Here is a 19994-nt window from a genome sequence, read left to right as displayed (position 1 = left end):
GCATTTTTTTAGGTCCGTAACGGACTGATTTTTGGGCTGGAATCTCCCCTTCGTCCCATTCATACTCACATCCGAGGGAAAAGACCCGGTCCGCGGGTCTCGGCAAGAAAAAAGGCTGGTACCAGAATGGCGTCGGACAGACAGAACCTTCAGGATGCGTTCCTGAACCACGTGCGCAAAACTAAAGTCCCGGTGACGATCTTCCTGATCAACGGGGTGAAACTGCAGGGTGTAATTACCTGGTTTGATAATTTCTGTGTGCTTTTGCGCAGGGATGGACAGTCGCAACTGGTGTATAAACATGCCATTTCGACAATTATGCCCAGCCAGCCGATCAGCCTTTATGAGGGCGAAGACGCTTCTTGAGCCGTCCGCCGTTTCAGATTGATAATACAGACGGCCCGAAAACGACCCGGGCCTGGGTGCTGCATCCGGATATAAAGACAGACCCTGACCGTCGTGACGCGGGTCACGCGCTTGCAGAGGCTGTGTCGCTCGCCCATGCGCTGCCGGAGCTGCAGGTCGCGGGCGCAGATGTGGTGCCGCTCAAAAACGTGCGCGCCGGTATGCTCTTTGGCACCGGCAAAATAGCCGAGCTGAAGCAGCGCTTTGTAGATGAAGAAGTTGAACTGGTCCTCGTGGACGGGCCGGTGAGCCCTGTGCAGCAGCGCAACCTGGAAAAAGCCTGGGGCGTGAAGCTGCTCGACCGCACGGGTCTGATCCTCGAGATTTTCAGCGACCGTGCCGCAACCCGCGAAGGGGTTCTGCAGGTCGAGATGGCCGCGCTGAGTTATCAGCGGACAAGGCTGGTCAGGGCCTGGACACACCTTGAGCGTCAGAGGGGTGGTCTGGGGTTTGTCGGCGGCCCCGGCGAGACACAGATCGAGGCGGACCGCCGCGCGATTGATGAACAGCTCGTACGGCTGCGCCGGCAACTCGACAAGGTGGTCAAAACCCGCGCACTGCACCGCGCTGCACGTGCCAAGGTTCCCTATCCGATCGTGGCCCTTGTCGGGTACACCAACGCCGGCAAATCAACACTCTTTAACCGACTGACGGGGGCGGGGGTGATGGCCAGAGACATGCTTTTTGCCACGCTTGATCCCACCATGCGACGGCTTGAGCTCCCCGACGGCCCCGAAGTGATCCTGTCAGATACGGTCGGGTTTATCTCTGATCTGCCGACCGAACTTGTCGCGGCGTTCCGTGCAACGCTCGAAGAGGTGCTGGCCGCCGATATCATCTGCCACGTGCGCGACATTGCGCATTCGGAGACCGAAGAACAGGCGCAGGACGTCACCACGATCATGGCGTCCCTTGGTGTGCCCGACGACCGCACGACGCTGGAGGTCTGGAACAAGGTCGATACCATGCCTGCCGATGCCGCTGATGCGGTGCGCGCGCGGGCTGAGCGTGACGAGGATGTCTTTGCCATTTCCGCGCTGACCGGCGAAGGGCTCGACGCTTTGCTGGCGGCGATCACCACCCGGTTGCAGGGTGTCAAACATGAAGAAACCCTGCGTCTGGGATTTGCCGAGGGACGCAGGCGCGCCTGGTTGTTTCAGCAGGATCTGGTCGCGCATGAAGACCAGACCGATACCGGGTTTGAAATTACCGTGCGCTGGACCGCCGATCAGATGGATCAGTACAGGCGCCTCTGATCAGGGGCCGTCAGCGCTGGCACAGCGCCATGCACCCGGGACCAGGTCGTTCAGTTTCCAGTGTCCGACCTGCATCCTGATAAGCCGCAGGCAGGGCAGCCCGACAGCCGCCGTCATGCGCCGCACCTGGCGGTTGCGGCCCTCGGTGATCGTAATTTCAAGCCAGTGATCGGGCACGGATTTGCGAAACCGGACCGGTGGGTCGCGCGGCCAGAGGGTGTCCGGCGGGATGGTCAGGGATATTTCGGCAGGCCGCGCCAGCCCGTCTTTAAGGACCACGCCGGCGCGCAGCGCGGCATATGCTGCCTCATCCGGTGCGCCTTCGACCTGCACCAGATAGGTTTTCGCCATTTTGTGCCGCGGGTTCGCGATACGTGCCTGCAACCGGCCATCGTCGGTCAGCACCATCAGCCCCTCGCTGTCACGGTCCAGCCTGCCTGCGGGATAAAATCCCGGCGCATCGATAAAGCCAGAGAGGGTCGGGCGGGGCGAGCCTTCGGTGCCCTTGTCTGTGAACTGCGAGAGCACACCGAAGGGTTTGTTAAAGAGAATGATCCGCGACACGAGGTTACCGCGGACGCAGCACGGTCACACCGACCGAAGCCGCGCGCGCCAGATCCTGATCGAGCGACATCGGGATGTATTCCCCGCGCCGCCATAGCTGTGCCAGATCGTCATAATGGCGCGACAGGAAATGCCCCGACTGGCCGGTGGATGTCACAAAAACCGAACTGTCAGGATCGGCGAAATCATATACCCCGCGGTAAGCCGCCCCGTGCACGTTCTGAAAGGGCTCAGGCCCGGTGCCACGGGTGAGACCGCGCTGCAGCGTGTTGTCCCCGCCGTTGGTGGACTGGCGGATATTCACGAAAAACCGCAGGAGCGGCACCTCTCCCAGTACCGGATGATCATGCGTCGCCTGATGCGCATCACCCCAGCGCAGCGATTCCAGTGCCGGCCCCCAGGTCTCGCTGATCGAAATCAGCGCGTCATCCAGCGCCAGCCGCGCCATATCTGCGCAGGTCTCGGTGGCGGCGGACTGGATCACATCACACCAGACGCCCGCTCCGTCCACATCGCGGAACACCCTCTCGATGAAAAGCGGCTCCACATGGGTCAGGGTCGCCGCCAGTGGCCCGAGTTCGTCCTGTACGATCCGCGCCTGCAGGCTGCGCAGCCAGGCAGCGTAGATCAGCGGCTCAGGCAGGTGTTCGTTCATCTCGCCCGACCAGCCCGCGAGTAACGTGAGCGCGCGCTGCCGCTGGCGCAGCGGCGTACCGTCAGGGGCTGCCTCACCGGTAAACCAAAGTTCGGCACCGATCAGCGGCAGCAGAGACCGTGCCGTGAAACTCACGGTATCAAGCTGCGCCTCGATAAAGCTGTCGCGGGTGTGTACCTGACGCGACTGCATCAGACGCCGCCAGCGCTGTACCCGCTGCGTGTCGCCCCAGGTAAAGGACACATGATTGGGAAAGGGCCGGTCGACAGTCTTGTTATTGGTATTGCCCAGAATGCCGCCATTGGGTGCGATAAACTCAGGGTTGGACGCATAGGGCAGGCGCCCCTGCCAGCGGTTGGCGGCGATCCATCCGGGGCTGGGCATACGCCCCTGGCTCTGATGCCGCGCATCACGGCGGGGCATCACACCGATCATCTTCATCGCGATCTCTTCGCGGTCGACCAGCACCATATTCTGCGCCGGAGCGACAAAGCCCTCAATCGCGGCGATGCCGTCGCGCACCGATTTCGCTTCCATCAGCTTCAGCGCCGCGGTCATAGATGTGTCGCGCGGGCTGAGCGCCGTCCAGGCCAGCGACGCCACATGACCCGGCGGTGTCACCGCGGCGAGGTTGTAATGCGTGCCGGGCAGCACCGGGCCGTTGTCCGTCCAGCGCAGCGTGATGGTGATAGGTGTTTCGTCTTTGATGTTGATGATCGAGCCACGGGTCTGAAAGGCTTTGAATCCGTCAGGTGTCCGGTATTCCTCGGGGTTGTCCGGATTGACCTTCTCAATAAAAACGTCCTGATCGTCCATGCCCGCCGAAGCAAGCCCCCAGCCCAGCGATGCGCTGCGCCCGGTGAGTACGAGGGGCAGGCCGGGGATGGTGCCGCCGATCACGCCGCCCGACTGCAGCTCCATGCGCGCCAGATACCAGATCGCGGGGGCGGTAAAGCCAAGGTGCGGGTCATTGGCCAGCAGCGTCCCACCGGAGGCCGAGCGGGAAGGTGCCGCGGCCCAGACATTCGAAGCGCCGGCCATCACCCCGGGTCGGAAGGGCGAGAGCGGGTGCCGGTTCGCGGGCGCCGCTTCGGCAAACGGCAGCACCCCGGGCACGATGCCGGCGTATTCGGGCAGGGCGACAACACCGCTTCCCGGCACCTCGGGCAGGATATCGCTCAGCCGGTCCGCATCCGGCACCACCAGCGACATCCGCGCGCGCTGCACCTCCGCATCCAGATGCCCGGAAAGCTGCAGCGCCATCAGCTTGATGATCGCCAGCGAATCCGCCGGACGCCAGGGGGCAACCGGCGCGTTAAAGACGAACATCTCAGGCGCACCACGCCCCAGAGCGCTGGCATTGACCTGATCAAGCCGCACATTGACCCCGGTCGCATAGGCACTCAGCAGCCGCCGTGTGCGCTCGTCCTGAACCTCCACCGATGCCGTCGCACGGCTGTAAAGATCGAGCCGGCGCATCAGCTTATCAATGCTGACTGTCGGCGTGCCAAAGACCTCGGAGAGCCGTCCCTGAGCGGTCCGGCGCAGCATTGTCATCTGCCACAGACGGTCCTGGGCATGGGCGAACCCCAGCGCGTAAAAGACATCTTCATCGGTCTCACCAAAAATATGCGGCACATTGGCATTGTCGCGCACGATCTCAACCGGCGCGTTCAGATAGGGCGCGATGATAGTGGCATCATAGTCAGGCAGCGAGCGCGAGGCGAGGTACCACACAAGCGTGACCCCGAGGACAATCAGAAAGATCATCCCGCCAGCGATCCGGAAAAGCCATCTGAAGAGCAGTGCCATGAGGTGCCTGTTAATATCCGCGCTCTTGTTGACCCTGAGGTCTTGACTGTTAGGTAGGAGAATAGCGTAACGCAACACCCAAAGAGAAGGACAACATCATGGCCAAGCTGGCATTTCTGGGACTGGGGGTCATGGGCGCACCCATGGCGGGGCATCTGCAGAAAGCGGGGCATGACGTTACGGTCTACAACCGCACCACTTCAAAAGCCGAAGACTGGGCCGGCAGCTACGGCGGATCATTCGCAAAAACACCGCGCGAGGCTGCAAAAGGGGCCGAATATGTCATGGCCTGTGTCGGCAATGATGATGACCTGCGTTCGGTCTGCGCGGGCGATGACGGCGCGTTCAAAGGCATGCAGAGCGGTGCGGTATTCGTCGATCACACAACCGTTTCGGCGGCTGTGACGCGCGAGCTTTATGCGCTGGCCAATGACCACCAGATCAGCTTTATCGACGCGCCGATCTCAGGTGGTCAGGCCGGTGCCGAAAACGCAGCGCTGTCGATCATGTGCGGCGGCGACGAAGGCGCTTATGACCGCGCACTGCCGGTGATGGAGATCTATTCCAAAATCTGCCGCCGCATCGGCGAGAGTGGTGCCGGTCAGATGACCAAGATGTGCAATCAGATCGCCATCGCGGGCCTGGTGCAGGGTCTGAGCGAGGCGCTGCATTTTGCTGACAAAGCGGGTCTTGACGGTCGCGCGGTTGTCGAAGTGATCAGCCAGGGCGCCGCCGGCAGCTGGCAGATGTCGAATCGCTATGAGACCATGCTGGACGATCATTTCGATCACGGTTTTGCCACCGACTGGATGCGCAAGGATCTGGGGATCTGCCTGAAAACTGCTGATGAAACAGGTGCCAGCCTGCCGGTCACGGCGCTGGTCGATCAGTTCTATAAGGATGTGCAGAAAATGGGTGGCGGCCGGTGGGATACATCGAGCCTTTTTAAGCGGCTCAAAGAAAGCGGCTGATCGCCTGCTCAGACCACGGAAACAAAAAGGGGCGCAGGATATTATCCGCGCCCCTTTTTTTGATGTCCTAGCCCCTGGGTCAGGCGATGATGCGGTTGTATTTTGCACCGTTGAGGGTCGCGCCGAGCAAAAGACCCGCGCGGCCGAACACCACGGCCTGAACCGGTGCCAGAGCTGTGGTCGTATCCGCTGCTGCACCGTCGCCGCGATCTGCAAAGACGTATTCGACCTGACCGCTGGCTTCCCAGCCGGATGCGCTGCGGAAATTTGCAAGTGCGGCTTCGGTCATAAAGAACAACACATGCGAATACTGCTGAGCTCCGGCCTGCAAACCCCATGAAATCTGCGTGACCGAATAGTAATCGACCGTTGTTTCATTGATCCGCAGCGCCCCCTGGCCGTATCCGCCACCGATGCCAAGACCGGCCTCGGTCACGGCGGGCATGATGAGCATGCCGTTGGCCTTGTCGGCGAGATTTCGGGTTTTGGGATAGGTCCGGTACATACTGCCCAGCGTGGTATCAACGCGGGCGTCAATGACACTGCCTCCGCCGGACCCGACGCCGTTGCTGCAGGCCGCCGTGACGGCGGTGCCTGCGAGTGCGCCGAGGGTGAAACCCCGCCGCGATAAGCCTGAACGATTCATCTCATGTGCCTGTATATGGTTGTTGTTTCAGCGCCGGCTACCCCGGCTTGTGTGCAATCATACGCGGGTTGGGCCGCAATGTCACCCAAAAGGACGATCTGCGCGGCTTATTGCTGTGCTTTCAGCAAACGCGCGGCCGCCGGGGCAAAGTATGTCAGGATCCCGTCACAGCCGGCGCGCCTGAAAGCCATCAGACTTTCCATCATCACCCGATCGCCATCAATCCAGCCCTGCGCGGCGGCGGCTTTGATCATCGCGTATTCACCAGACACCTGATAGGCATAGGTTGGCGCGCCGAACGTGTCTTTCACACGCCGGCAGATGTCGAGATAGGGCATGCCCGGTTTCACCATTACCATATCCGCGCCTTCGCTCAGATCGCGTTCAATCAGACGCAGCGCCTCATCGGAATTGCCAGGATCCATCTGATAGGTTTTCTTGTCCCCGGTCAGAGCACCGGACGCCCCCACCGCATCCCGGAAGGGTCCGTAGAACGCCGAGGCGTATTTCGCGGAATAGCTGAGGATCATCACATTCTGATGGCCCGCCTCTTCCAGTGCGCTGCGCATTGCACCGATCCGCCCGTCCATCATATCTGAGGGCCCGATGATATCCGCACCGGCCTCTGCCTGGGCCAGCGTCATCTTTACCAGCGCCTCGACGGTGCGATCGTTGACGATTTCGCCGTTGTCCACAAATCCGTCGTGTCCGTTGATGTTATAGGTGTCCAGCGCCACATCCGTCATCACGGCAATCTCAGGCACGGCCTTTTTGATCGCCCGGATCGCCCGGTTGGCGTGATTGTCCGGGTCCCAGGCGCCGGCACAGTCTTCGGTACGCTCTTCGATGCCGGTATAGGGAAAGATGCAGATCGCCGGGATACCGAGATCCGCCGCCTCGCGCGCCGCCTCCACGATTTTATCAACCGACCGGCGGACAACACCGGGCATGGAGGGAACGGGTTCTTCGATACCTTCGCCTGACCGCACAAACACCGGCCAGATGAAATTATCGACGCTCAGGGTGTTTTCCCGGGTCAGCGCACGCAGCGCCGGGCTCTGACGGGTGCGCCGCAGACGGGTCGCGGGGAAGGGGGCGATGGTCGGGCGCATGGGATCTGTCCGTTTTACGTTACACTCAGCTTCCCTCGCATGTATTTTTACCCAAGCCAAGGCTAGGAATTGCCACAAAGCACGGCTAAGAGAGGCCGAACCGGAAAACCAAAGCACGTACCCTTGGACTTTTACACCAGCGTTTTTGAACTCATCGACATGCGGTCCTTTTCGAACCTCTGGTTCTGGATCGCGCTCGCAATCATGTGGTCGACCGCCTCGCACTGGGTGCTTGGCGTGCCTTTTGATATGGTCCTTCGGGCCCGGCGTCACGGCGGGCAGACAGAGCAGGATCTTGAGGATCTGGTGCGCATCAACACCAACCGGATGCTGATGATTGCCCGGGTCTCGGGGCTCTGGCTGCTGATGCTGGGATGTTTCGTGCTGACCCTTCTGGGGCTGACCGGTTTTCTTTATGGTCTCGAAATCGCTCAGGCGCTGTTCCTGCTCGGCTTGCCAATGTCACTGGTCGGGCTCTTGTCGCTGTCGACCGCGCGGCTCATTCAGCAGGAAGACGCCAGCGGTGAGCACCTGCGCAAACGTCTGAGCCGCCACCGTCTCTATGTTCAGATGATCGGTGTGGCCTCGATATTCGTCACCGCACTCTGGGGCATGTATCAAAACCTCAATCATGGCGCTTTGGGCGGTTGACACGCGGGCTTTGAAGCCCAATTGAAGCAGCCCATGGCTGAGCATTCCCATATTACCGTCTCCGGCGTCCCCGAGGGGTTTGACGCGCGCTTCCTGCTGACGGAACTTGCGCGCGGCGACGGCCCGCTGGTGCATGTCGCGCGCGATGACAAACGGCTGGCCGCGATGCAGGCCGCCCTGCGGTTTTTCGCCCCCGATCTGCCGGTTGTGGTGTTTCCCGGGTGGGACTGTCTGCCCTATGACCGGGTCTCGCCCAATGCCGATATCTCCGCACAGCGCATGGCCACGCTCGCAGCACTCGCCCATGGCATGCCGGACCGGTTTATCCTGCTGACCACCCTGAATGCCGCAACCCAGCGGGTGCCCGCGCGCGCCGTCCTGAAAGACGCCGCCTTCACCGCCCGGGTCGGCAGCCGCATCGACGAAAAGGCCCTGCGCGATTTTCTGGTGCGCATGGGTTTTGTGCAAAGCCCCACAGTCACTGAGCCTGGTGACTACGCGATCCGCGGCGGCATCATCGACATCTATCCTCCGGGGGATCTGGGGCCGGTGCGGCTCGATCTTTTCGGCGACACGCTCGACGGTGTCCGCCGTTTCGATGCTGCCACCCAGCGCACGACGGAAAAGCTGGATGTTGTCGAGCTTGCCCCGGTTTCCGAGGTGATCCTTGATGAGGCCGGCATCACCCGGTTCCGCCAGAATTACCGCATCGAATTCGGCGCCGCCGGCACCGATGATCCGCTGTATGAAGCAGTAAGTGCCGGTCGCAAACATCAGGGTGCCGAGCACTGGCTCGCGTTTTTCCACGAGGAACTGGAAACGCTTTTCGACTATCTGCCTGAAGCCACTGTAACGCTGGATGATCAGACCACCGCCACGCGGCTTGCCCGCTGGGAAAGCATTGCCGATCAGTACGAAACACGCCGCCTCGCGATGGCCCATCGCTCCGGCATGGACACCGTTTACAAACCTGCACCGCCCGAAGGGCTCTATCTTGATGACGCCGCCTGGGAGACGCGGATGACAGACCGCCGCGTGCTGCATCTGAGTGCGCTGCCGCAGGCGACAGGGCCCGGTGTTACCGATGCGGGCGGTCGCATGGGGCGCAACTTCGCGCCTGAACGTCAGCAGGAATCTCTGAGCCTTTTCGGGGCTCTGGCCGATCATATTAATGCAAAGATGAAAAACGGCCCCGTTCTTGTTGCCAGCTATTCCGAAGGCGCGCGCGAACGCCTGGCCGGGCTTATCGAGGACGAGGGTCTGGCCGAAGCCATCCTGATCCGCGATGGCACACGCATCGGCAGGCGCGGGCTGCATCTGGCCGTCTGGTCGCTCGAAAGCGGTTTTGAAGCGCCCGACGGGCTCACCGTGATTTCCGAGCAGGACGTGCTGGGCGACCGGCTCATTCGCACCACGCGTAAAAAACGCCGCGCCGAGAACTTCCTGACAGAAACGCAATCGCTCAGCCCCGGCGATCTTATTGTGCATGTGGACCATGGCATTGGTCGTTATATGGGGCTGGAGGTCGTGACGGCGGCAGGGGCAGCGCACGAATGTCTGCTGCTGGAATATGCAGAAGATGCCAAGCTTTATCTGCCGGTCGAGAACATCGAACTGCTCTCCCGGTACGGACATGAAGAGGGGCTGCTCGACCGGCTGGGCGGCGGGGCATGGCAGGCCAAGAAAGCCCGCCTTAAAGAGCGTATCCGCGAGATTGCCGACAAGCTTATCCGTGTGGCCGCTGAACGTGCGCTGCGCAAGGCGCCGGTGCTCGAGCCACCCCCCGGCATGTGGGACGCATTCTCAGCGCGCTTCCCTTATACCGAAACCGACGACCAGCTGCGCGCCATCGGTGAGGTCATTGACGATATGACCTCCGGCAACCCGATGGACCGGCTGGTCTGCGGGGATGTGGGGTTCGGTAAGACCGAAGTGGCCATGCGCGCAGCCTTCGTGGCGGCCATGTCCGGTGTGCAGGTGGCGGTTATTGCGCCCACGACGCTGCTGGCGCGACAGCATTACAAGAGCTTTGCCGAGCGCTTCCGGGGCTTTCCTATCGAGGTCCGCCAGCTCAGCCGGTTCGTCTCCGCAAAGGACGCGCAAGCCACCCGCGAGGCAATGTCGCGCGGCACCGTTGATATTGTGATCGGCACCCATGCGCTGCTCGCCAAAGGCATCCGGTTCAAAAACCTCGGCCTGCTGGTCATCGACGAGGAACAGCATTTCGGTGTCACGCACAAAGAGCGACTGAAACAGCTGCGCACGGATATCCACGTGCTGACACTTACTGCCACACCTATTCCGCGCACCCTGCAGCTCAGCCTGACGGGCGTGCGCGATCTGAGCATCATCGGCACGCCCCCGGTCGATCGCCTCGCCATCCGCACCTATGTCAGCGAGTTTGACAGCGTGACCATTCGCGAAGCCCTGCTGCGCGAGCACTACCGGGGCGGGCAGTCATTTTTTGTTGTTCCGCGAATCTCCGATCTGCCCGGGATCGAGGAGTTCCTGAAAGAACAGCTGCCGGAACTCACGTATGTCGTGGCGCACGGCCAGATGCCGGCGGGCGAGCTCGACGACCGGATGAATGCGTTTTACGACGGCAAATTTGACGTCCTGCTGGCCACGACGATTGTGGAATCCGGCCTCGATATCCCCACTGCCAATACGATGGTTGTGCACCGGGCGGACATGTTTGGTCTCGCACAGCTTTATCAGATCAGAGGTCGGGTCGGACGCTCCAAAACCCGCGCCTATGCCTATCTGACGACAAAACCCCGTGCGCGACTGACGCCGACCGCGGAAAAGCGGCTGCGGGTGCTGTCCAGCCTCGATACGCTGGGCGCCGGGTTTACGCTGGCCAGCCAGGATCTCGACATCCGTGGTGCCGGCAACCTGCTGGGGGAAGAACAGTCCGGACAGATGCGCGATGTGGGCTTTGAGCTTTACCAGTCGATGCTGGAAGAGGCGATTGCCAAGATCCGCGCGGGCGAGATGGAAGGGCTGAGCGAGGCCGATGACCAGTGGGCGCCGCAGATCAATCTCGGGGTACCGGTGCTCATTCCCGAGGAGTATGTGCCTGATCTCGACGTGCGTCTCGGCCTCTATCGCCGCCTCAGCAGCCTGACGACAAAGGTGGAGCTTGAGGGCTTTGCCGCCGAGCTCATCGACCGGTTCGGCAAGCTGCCGCGCGAGGTCTCGACCCTGATGCTTGTCGTGCGGATCAAAGCCATGTGCAAAAAGGCCGGCATCGCGCGGCTCGACGGTGGTCCGCGCGGGGCGACGATCCAGTTTCACAACGACAAATTTGCCTCACCCGAGGGGTTGGTGGAATTCATTCAGGATCAGCGCGGGCTGGCGAAGGTCAAAGACAACAGGATCGTCGTCCGCCGCGACTGGAAGGCCGATGCCGACAAGATCAAAGGCGCTTTTGCGATTGCGCGGGATCTGGCGGAAAAAGTCGTCGCCCGCAAAAAGCGCGAGAAAAGCAAAGCCGGCTGAGCAGTTATTCCGCCGGCAGCCGGTTTTCCACCCGTCCCATATAGACCATCAGGGAAAAAGCGAGCGTCGCCATAATCAGAACCGCCAGAACCAGCGGTCGGATCGATCCGTCAAAAAGCAGCCCGATGGGCGAAGCGATTGCAGCCGCCAGCACGGTCGAGACAGCCCCGATCACACTCGCGGCCATGCCGGCCACATGCCCCATCGGCTCCATCGCGATGGCGTTCAGATTGCCGATGGTCAGGCCCGCCTGAAAGAAGACGAATGCCTGCCACACGGCAAAGATGGCAAAACCCTCCGGTCCGATCTGTCCACTGAGCAGGACCATTACCCCCGACAGAAAGATCTGCGCTGCAAGCGCAATCGTCACCAGCCGGCGCATGCCGAAGCGGACAACCAGCACCGCGTTCAGCAGGCTCGCAAAAGCCGAAGAAAGCGCAATCCCTCCGAACCAGAACGGAAAGGTCTCAAGGCGGTCAAAGACGAACTCATAGACCGGCTGGATCAGCATCAGCAGCGTAAAGAGCATTGCCATGGCAAGCGTCTGCACCATGATCGACAGACGCACGACAGGATGGGCGAACATCTCACGTACCGCCGCCACCATGAGACTGAAGCGTACAGGGCGTCGTTTCGCTTCAGGCAGGGTTTCCGGCAGACGGATCTTCAGCCAGAGGGCTGATATCAGCGAAAAAGCGACAAAGGCCATAAAGATACTGCGCCAGCCAAAGCCTGCGATGATCACCACGCCCATGGCGGGTGCAAAGGCAGGCACGACGGTGAAAATCATCATGGCAATGGACAGGATCCGGGCCATCTCGCGACCGGAATAAAGATCGCGGATGATTGCAATCGAGACAACGCGCGGGCCGGCCGCGCCGATGCCCTGCAATATCCGCGCCACAAGCATCAGTTCCAGCGATTTGCTGGCCCAGGCGACGAGCGCAGAGGCGATGTAAAGCCCTGCACCGCAGAACATGATCCGTCGTCGCCCGAAAGCATCCGACAGGGGCCCCGCAAAAAATGTGCCCAGGCCCATGCCGAGCACAAATGACGTCAGGATCAGAGGCGCGCGGGTCGGATCATCAGGCGTCAGCTCGCGCGCAATATCCGGCAGTGCAGGCAGCATCGCATCGATCGAAAAGGCAATCGTCGCGAATAACATTGCCATCAGGGCAATGAATTCGGCACGCCCCATCGGGATCCGTTGTTCTGGATCTGTCACTCAACCCCACTGAAAACCAGAGCGCCCTTCCCACTGGCGCGCTTCAGCGTCAGACATAACCGAGAGTTGAAGAGCGTTCAATTACTCATATGCACAATAATGTTCTGCATCAATGCACATGATCAGAAATCAGGCGGCATTCGTAAGCTCGGTGATGACCTTGTGCCAGAGTTCCGGCGGCTGTGCCCCGGGGACGGCATGCTTGCCACCAACAATAAAGGTCGGCACGGAATTCACGCCCATCTCCCGGCTGTGCGCGTCCCGCTTGCGGATATCATCGATATCGGCATCCGACTGAAGCAGTTTCAGGACAACGGCTGCATCCATTTCGATGCTGTCGGCGATGTCGGCAAGCACGTCATGGGCACCGATATCACGGCCTTCGTTGAAGTAAGCTTTGAAAAGTGCGGCCACCGCCGCCGTCTGCCGGCCTTCGATCCCGGCCCAGTGGATAAGGCGGTGCGCATCAATGGTGTTGGGGGTGCGCTGCATCGCCTCGAAATCGATGTTCAGCCCGGCGGCCTGCGCATGCTCGACCACCGGCGCATAGGCGCGCACCGCACCTTCTTTGCCGCCGAATTTGCCTTCAAGATATTCGCGCCGGCCCATACCGCCTGCGGGCATCTCGGGATTAAGCTGAAACGGATGCCATTCTATGGCAAAAGGATGCCCGGGATGCTCACCCAGCGCCTTGTCGAGATGAGCCTTGCCGATGTAGCACCAGGGGCAGATCGGATCAGAGATAATGTCGAGCTTAATCGTATCGGTCATTGCGGGGCCTTCATTCGGTCACGCAGGGCGCGACGCAGTATCTTGCCGTTCGCGCCCAGGGGCAGTTCCGGCAAATGGATATAGAGCCGCGGTTGTTTATATCGCGCCAGTCTGTCGCTGACATAGGCCGCGAGGCCCTTTTCGTCCAGTGGTGCGTCTGCGGTGTAAAAGGCGGCAATGACCCGCGTGTCGTCCTTGATCTCAACATCCGTCACCGCGACGCTGCGCACCCCGGGACAGCCCGAGAGCACATCCTCGACCTCAACCGGTGACACGCGGTAGCCGCCGGCGTTCATCATATCGTCATTCCGGCCAAGATAAAAAAACTGCCCGTCGTCCTGCATGATCCCCTGATCTCCGGTCAGAAACCAGTCACCCTGCATGCGTGCCGCCGTCGCCTCCGGCGCCCCGTAATAGCCCAGCATCAGGCCTGGGTCGCTCTGGTGCACGGCGATGGTGCCTTCGGTACCCCGTGGGACGGGTCCCTCCGGTCCGAGAACAGCGACACGTCGGCCCGGCTGCGGAATTCCCAGCGCCCCGTCGCACACATGCCGCGCGGGGGACGCCGAAATAAAGGTCGAGCATTCCGACATGCCATAGGCTTCAAGCAGCGGCGTACCGGTGGCATCAGCCCATGCGCGCGCCGTGCGGGCGGGCAGCTTTTCGCCCGCGCTCAGACCGTGTCGCAGGGCCGGCGCGGCGATGGCCGGCCCGTCCTGCAGCATCTGCCGAAAGACCCCCGGCGCGGCGGCGAAAAGACTGGCTTTGTGCTGCGCAATCAGACCGGGCAGGGCGCGCGCCGCTGTTCCGGGCGCTGCAATCAAAGCCGTCGCCCCGAGCGTCCAGGGATCCATCAGCCCGGTGCCGAGCGTATAGGTCCAGTTGAAGGCGCCCGCATGCAGCATCCGGTCCTGCGGGGTCAGACCGTACCACCCGTCAAACATCATGCGCCGGCCGAGAATGGCACGATGCGCGTGCCCGACGGCGCGCGGCACGCCCGACGTCCCGGACGTGAAGACGATATAACCCGGACGATGCGGATCGCCCCTGTGCCAGGCAACAGGCGGCAGATCGCGGAAAGACCGCAGGGTGGCAAGGTCAGTGCGTTCTGCCAAGGGCGGGCAGGCCACATCGGGCGCACAGAGGATCGCCCGCGGTGTCGTAACGGCGATGCAATGCGCGACCTCAGGTTCTGTGAGGGCGGCAGATGTCGGGACCGGCACCAGTCCCGCCGCCAGCGCCCCGAGGCAGGCCACCGGAAAATCCACCGTATTGCCAAGCCGCAACAGCACCCGGTCGCCGGGTACCAGCCCGAGACGCAGCAATCCCGTGCCCGTGCCCCGCACGGCAGCGATCAGCCGCCTGTATGTCCACTGATCCGTACCGGCATCGCCCAGAACCTCAAGCGCCGGCTTTCCGGGTGTGCGGGCTCCGGCGGACAGAACGTATGCCGCCATATTAAAAGATGCGGGAACGGGCGGCGGCGTGCCCTCATTGAAGACTGACAACATGGCCCACGTGCTAGCGGCGCGGGGGCATCGTTGCAAGCGCGCACAAAGCAACCTGCGGAGCGGGCGTGAGCTTCAGGGACGGCGGCGCGGACGATGCCGAAGCGTTCAACATCATCTGACCGGTCTGTTCAGTCTTCCGCATACCACCAGACTTCCGGCATGAAATTCGGCCCGTCGCCATAAAGGGGCAGCCGGTCAGGATATTTCATTTCGCTGATATGCGCGATCTGCCCGTTGGTGTACTGCCAGAACGGGATGACATAGCGACCCGCTGTCAGCACCCGGTCGAGCGCGCGCACGGCAGAGCGAAATTCATCCTCGCCCCGCGCAGACAGCATCGTACCAATCAGCGTATCCACCACCGGAGACGCCACCCCCATCAGATTGCGTGATCCCTGCTGCCCGGCGGCTTCCGAGCCCCAGTAAAACCGCTGCTCATTGCCCGGTGAGAGCGACAGCGCCCGGCGGAATGTGGTCATCTCAAAATCAAAGGCATTGGCACGGGCGACAAACTGGGCGCTGTCGGTGCTTTCGATCGTCATCTCAATGCCGAGCCTCTCCAGCGCGGATTTGTACAGATCAGCCACCGCACGGTCCTCGCTGCTGTTCTGCGCAATCAGCAGGGTAAAAGCGAGCGGCGTGCCGTCAGTGTTCTGCATGACACCGTCCGGCGCGGTCCAGCCTGCCTCTTCCAGCAACGCCATGGCCCGCCGGATGCCGCGCCGGTTGCGCGCGCTGCCGTCGCTGACGGGCAGGGCGTAGCCTTCGAGCGTGTCGGGCGGCAGATCTGCGCGAAACGGGGTCAGCATTTCCGCGACCCGCCCGGTGGCCGGCCCGGGCTCCATCGCCAGTATGGAGTTTGAGAAATAAGAGGTGATGCGCGGCTGCGCGCCGCCGGTGAGTGTGTCGTTGATGAACTCGAAATTAAACGCCTGGATCATCGCTTCACGCACCCGCCAGTCGTCAAAGGGCGCGCGCCGGGTGTTCATCACAAAGCCGGTCATTCCGGAGGGTTTCTTGTGCGGGATTTCCGATTTGATGACATCACCGCGTTCGACAGCCGGGAAATTGTACTGTCGCGCCCATTTCTCTGCGTTGAACTCGCGCACGGCGGATATTTCACCCGCCTTGAACGCCTCAAAAAGCACCGAGGCATCGCCGTAAAAATCAATGCTGATCTCATCGAAGTTATGCGTGCCCCGCCGGAAGGGGATATCCGCGCCCCAGTATTCGGGGTTGCGGCTCAGAACCACCTGACGCCCGGCCTCATAACTGCTGACAACATAAGGACCGGAGCCCAGCGGTACGGCATCCAGCGGCGCACTGGCGAAATCTTTGCCCTCCCACTGCGTCCTGCTGAGGATGGGCCGCATACCGGCAAGAAGCGCCAGTTCGCGGTTGTCGGTGTTAAAGGAGATCTTTACGCCTCGCGGGCCGGTCTGCTCGATCGAGGCAATCTGACCGGCCAGCCCCAGATACCGGGGGTGTCCTTCTTCTCCGAGCAGCTCATAGGAAAAGATCACATCCGCCACCGTTACCGGCGACCCGTCGGAAAAAGCCGCTTCCGGATGCAGGGTGAATTCGACCCAGGAGCGGTCTTCCGGCATCTCAACCGATTCGGCCAGGAGCCCGTAAAGCGTGAAAGGTTCGTCCCATGACCGCCCCATCAGCGCCTCATGGGTGAAAAAAGGCAGCTGCCAGGGAGAGGTCCCTTTGCGTACAAAAGGGTTCAGACTGTCAAAGCCACCGGTGTTGCCAAGCGTGATGCTGCCGCCCTTTGGTGCATCAGCGCGCACATAGGGCAAAGACACAAAATCCGGTGGCAGAGCAGGCGCCCCGTACATAGATACACCGTGCTGAGGCTCTGCGACCGCATAAGTTGAAAAGAGAATCAGCGCGAATGCGGCTAAAATCCGCCTGGCTGCGCGGAAAAATACCGTGTTCATTTTGGAGACAATCCCCTGCTGCCCTTATTTTCATTACCCATAAGGTATCCGCGAATTTATGTCTTATCAAACTTTTAGCTTGGACTGCGGCGCGGTTTTGCTTATAAAGGGGTCACTGCTCGATAGGTTTCTTGCCTGTATGAAACCTGCCTCAATAACTTAACGCCTGCCTTGTGCAGGCGTTTTTTTTTGGCTTAACGCGGGCGGGGTGCCGGGTACTTTCCCTTCGCCTGCGCGCTTTACACATTCACTTTGCAGCTGCAGCACGGCATGATGCGGCGCAGCACGCGCAGGCAAAGTGAGGACCCTCCATGGCATTCAACGTATCACTGACCGGCAAAACCGCCGTGATCACCGGATCAAACTCCGGCATCGGGCTCGGCATTGCGTGGGAGCTGGCCCGGGCCGGAGCCGACGTGGTTCTGAACTCCTTCACCGACAATGACGAAGACCATGCACTCGCCCGCGAGATTGCCGATACGACGGGCGTCACAGCACGCTACATTCAGGCTGACATGTCCAAAGGCGATCAGTGCCGCGATCTGATCGCAAAGGCCGGTGCCTGCGACATCCTCGTGAACAATGCGGGCATCCAGCACGTGGCCCCCATCGATGAGTTTCCGGTGGAGAAATGGGATGCGATTATCGCGATCAATATGAATTCCGCGTTTCATACCACTGCTGCGGCGCTGCCCGTGATGCGCGCGGCGGGATGGGGCAGGGTGATCAACATCGCCTCCGCCCATGGTCTGACCGCATCGCCCTACAAGGCCGCCTATATCGCCGCCAAACACGGAGTAGTTGGCATGACCAAAACCGTGGCGCTGGAGACAGCACAGGAGCAGATCACCGCCAATGCGATCTGTCCGGGCTATGTGCTGACGCCGCTGGTGGAGGCACAGATCCCCGACACGGCAAAGAAATACGACATGTCCGAGGACGAGGTGAAAAAGAAGGTCATCCTTGAGCGGCAGCCCAGTAAGGAATTTGCCACCGTCGAACAGCTGGGCGGCACGACTGTGTTTTTGTGCTCGGATGCGGCGGCACAGATCACCGGGACCACCATCAGCGTCGATGGCGGCTGGACAGCACTTTAACGAACGGCCGGCCCCGGTACCGGATCACAGATCAGGGTCCGGCGCGCGGGCTGATGAGGACAGAGATGGCGGTAAAGCGGATCAATCTGGCCCTTCAGGGCGGTGGCGCACATGGCGCATTTACCTGGGGTGTGCTGGACCGGATCCTCTGTGAAGAGGATATCGAGATCGCCGCGATCTCGGGCACCAGTGCAGGGGCCCTGAACGGGGCCGCGTTCAAAGCAGGTATGATAGAGGGCGGACGACAGGGCGCCCGCGACCGGCTCGACTGGCTCTGGGGGGAGGTGGGCGCGCGGCCCGATCTGCACATCCCGCAGTGGATGACGCCATTCTCGCTTTCGGATTTTTCCTCGGCTCTTGAGCATTCCTGGCCGGTCATGGCCGCAGAAGCTCTGAGCCGTGTCGTCTCGCCCTATGATTACGGACCGTTTTATTCCAATCCGCTGCGCGCAGTGGTGGAGCAGTTCGATTTCGACCTGATCCACGAAGAAAACGCCGTCGTGCCCTGTCTCTTTGTCTGTGCAACGCGGGTGCGGAACGGCAAGGTCCGGGTCTTCAAAGACAGCGAAATCAGCACCGATGCCATTCTGGCCTCCGCCTGCCTGCCGACGCTTTTCCAGGCGGTCGAGCTTGAAGACGCGGAAACCGGACAGATCGAGGCATTCTGGGACGGGGGATACACCGGCAACCCGGCGCTCTTTCCTCTGTTCAGCCCGGGATTGCCGGAAGACATCCTCGTGATCAACATCAACCCGCTCGAACGGGTGGATATACCGCGCTCGGCCCAGGCCATCCAGAACCGGATCAACGAAATCAGCTTTAATTCATCCCTGCTGCGCGAACTCAGGGCAATCGAATTTGTGCAGCGCCTGCTGGATACCGGTAAAATGAGCACTGAACAGATGAGCCGTGTCTATGTGCATATGATCGCGGATGACGCGCTGATGAACGAGCTATCTGTGGCAACCAAGATGGTGCCCACTCCCTTCACGCTGTCGCGCCTGAAAGAGGCCGGACAACGGGCGGCAGATGATTTTCTGCAGACGCACAAACAGGACATCAACAGGTGCAGCACCGCAGACCTGCGCGGCATGTTCGGCTGATCAGAGCCTGTCGGGTGGCCGGTCCGGATTTTTGCCGTTTGGATAGACAAGCCCTGCCGAAATCACCAGTTTCGCCGCATCCTCAACTGTCATTTCAAGCTCGGTGACGTCTTCCTCCGGCACAAAGAGCAGAAAGCCGGATGTGGGGTTCGGCGTCGTGGGCAGGAAGATGCTGAGCATCGCCCCCCCGTCATTACTGCGCCGGGCGATCTCGCCTTTGGTATTGGTCGAGATGAACCCGATGGCCCAGATGCCCTTGCGCGGATATTCAATCACACAGGCGCGCTCAAAGGAGCGTTCCGACTGGGCAAAAACTGTCTCGGAAATCTGTTTGATACCAGAATAGATCGTGCGGACCACCGGCGTGCGCTCAACAAGGCTCTCGGCAAAACGGATCATCGAACGGCCGATGATGCCCTTGGCCATCCACCCGACCAGACCCGTGAAGAGCAGAAAGATCACCACGCCGATTCCGCGCACGTTGATCTGCACTGACGGGTCGAGCCCCAGCAGGTCCTGGATAAGGCGGTCGGGTTGATAAGAGCGCGGGACAAGTGGCAGCACAAAGCCGTCGATCCATCCCACCACCGACCAGATCAGCCAGATCGTCAGCCCCACAGGCGCGATCACCACAAGGCCGGTCAGGAAGTTGGCGCGCGATCTGGCCAGCAGACTGCGTCGGGTGCTGGGGGGCTCAGGATCAAAGGGTGTGTTCATGAAACGTCCGGTACTCTCGTTGAGACCACAGTTAAGTGTTTTACGCCGCAG

Annotated in this window: 16 protein-coding genes; 7 read left to right on the top strand and 9 right to left on the bottom strand. The window is 61.2% G+C overall.

The window, feature by feature from the left end:
* Positions 1 to 126: 126 nt before the first annotated feature.
* Entirely contained in the window at positions 127 to 366 is a 240-nt protein-coding gene (gene hfq / locus G3256_RS09140) for an RNA chaperone Hfq (protein WP_007119530.1), read from the top strand.
* Complete coding sequence (hflX, locus tag G3256_RS09135) at positions 363 to 1661, top strand: GTPase HflX (RefSeq protein WP_169640524.1); 1299 nt, start codon at positions 363 to 365, stop codon at positions 1659 to 1661. Before hfq ends, hflX begins: the two co-directional genes overlap by 4 nt.
* Here the strand turns inward: hflX and G3256_RS09130 are convergent, their stop codons facing one another.
* Positions 1662 to 2225, bottom strand: coding sequence for a pseudouridine synthase (locus tag G3256_RS09130; RefSeq protein WP_169640523.1), 564 nt, complete (start codon positions 2223 to 2225; stop codon positions 1662 to 1664).
* Positions 2226 to 2229: 4 nt separating this feature from the next.
* Positions 2230 to 4692 carry a penicillin acylase family protein gene (locus G3256_RS09125; protein WP_169640522.1) on the bottom strand — a complete coding sequence of 821 codons (2463 nt, stop codon included), beginning with the start codon at positions 4690 to 4692 and terminating at the stop codon, positions 2230 to 2232.
* Positions 4693 to 4790: 98 nt separating this feature from the next.
* Here G3256_RS09125 and G3256_RS09120 point away from each other — a divergent pair, with 98 nt between their 5' ends.
* Positions 4791 to 5663, top strand: coding sequence for an NAD(P)-dependent oxidoreductase (locus tag G3256_RS09120; protein ID WP_169640521.1), 873 nt, complete (start codon positions 4791 to 4793; stop codon positions 5661 to 5663).
* Positions 5664 to 5742: 79 nt separating this feature from the next.
* Here G3256_RS09120 and G3256_RS09115 read toward each other — a convergent pair whose 3' ends face one another.
* The gene (locus G3256_RS09115) at positions 5743 to 6309 is read right to left on the bottom strand and encodes a lipid-binding SYLF domain-containing protein (RefSeq protein ID WP_169640520.1); all 567 of its coding nucleotides are present in this window, start codon (positions 6307 to 6309) and stop codon (positions 5743 to 5745) included.
* Positions 6310 to 6416: 107 nt separating this feature from the next.
* Entirely contained in the window at positions 6417 to 7421 is a 1005-nt protein-coding gene (gene hemB, locus G3256_RS09110) for a porphobilinogen synthase (RefSeq protein ID WP_169640519.1), read from the bottom strand.
* A 123-nt stretch (positions 7422 to 7544) separates the two neighbouring features.
* On the opposite strand from hemB, the gene G3256_RS09105 reads away from it, so the two are divergent.
* Entirely contained in the window at positions 7545 to 8072 is a 528-nt protein-coding gene (locus tag G3256_RS09105) for a component of SufBCD complex (protein WP_169640518.1), read from the top strand.
* A gap of 33 nt (positions 8073 to 8105) precedes the next feature.
* The gene (mfd, locus tag G3256_RS09100) at positions 8106 to 11573 is read left to right on the top strand and encodes a transcription-repair coupling factor (RefSeq protein WP_169640517.1); all 3468 of its coding nucleotides are present in this window, start codon (positions 8106 to 8108) and stop codon (positions 11571 to 11573) included.
* A gap of 4 nt (positions 11574 to 11577) precedes the next feature.
* Here mfd and G3256_RS09095 read toward each other — a convergent pair whose 3' ends face one another.
* The 4 genes from G3256_RS09095 to G3256_RS09080 form a co-directional block, all read right to left on the bottom strand.
* Entirely contained in the window at positions 11578 to 12771 is a 1194-nt protein-coding gene (locus tag G3256_RS09095; RefSeq protein ID WP_169642385.1) for a multidrug effflux MFS transporter, read from the bottom strand.
* A gap of 156 nt (positions 12772 to 12927) precedes the next feature.
* Positions 12928 to 13569 (bottom strand): DsbA family oxidoreductase, encoded by a 642-nt coding sequence (locus G3256_RS09090; protein ID WP_169640516.1) that lies wholly within the window; start codon positions 13567 to 13569, stop codon positions 12928 to 12930.
* Positions 13566 to 15080 carry a class I adenylate-forming enzyme family protein gene (locus G3256_RS09085; protein ID WP_169640515.1) on the bottom strand — a complete coding sequence of 505 codons (1515 nt, stop codon included), beginning with the start codon at positions 15078 to 15080 and terminating at the stop codon, positions 13566 to 13568. The genes G3256_RS09090 and G3256_RS09085 overlap by 4 nt, the downstream gene beginning before the upstream one ends.
* A gap of 128 nt (positions 15081 to 15208) precedes the next feature.
* A complete protein-coding gene (locus G3256_RS09080; RefSeq protein WP_206040807.1) occupies positions 15209 to 17026 on the bottom strand; it encodes an extracellular solute-binding protein in 1818 nt (605 codons plus the stop codon).
* Positions 17027 to 17337: 311 nt separating this feature from the next.
* Between G3256_RS09080 and G3256_RS09075 the strand changes: the two genes are divergently transcribed.
* Together G3256_RS09075 and G3256_RS09070 are read left to right on the top strand one after the other, a co-directional pair.
* On the top strand, positions 17338 to 18123 hold the full coding sequence (locus tag G3256_RS09075) for a 3-hydroxybutyrate dehydrogenase (protein ID WP_169640513.1): 786 nt from the start codon (positions 17338 to 17340) through the stop codon (positions 18121 to 18123).
* A gap of 65 nt (positions 18124 to 18188) precedes the next feature.
* Positions 18189 to 19226: a patatin-like phospholipase family protein gene (locus G3256_RS09070; RefSeq protein WP_169640512.1), complete on the top strand. Its 1038-nt coding sequence runs from the start codon at positions 18189 to 18191 to the stop codon at positions 19224 to 19226.
* On the opposite strand, the gene G3256_RS09065 is transcribed toward G3256_RS09070, so the two are convergent.
* Positions 19227 to 19943, bottom strand: a complete 717-nt coding sequence (locus G3256_RS09065; RefSeq protein WP_169640511.1) for a DUF502 domain-containing protein — start codon at positions 19941 to 19943, stop codon at positions 19227 to 19229. It abuts the gene before it with no gap.
* Positions 19944 to 19994: the final 51 nt, after the last annotated feature.

It is taken from the genome of Roseobacter ponti, assembly GCF_012932215.1.
GTDB lineage: Bacteria > Pseudomonadota > Alphaproteobacteria > Rhodobacterales > Rhodobacteraceae > Roseobacter > Roseobacter ponti.
This window is presented reverse-complemented; position numbering and strand designations above follow the sequence as displayed.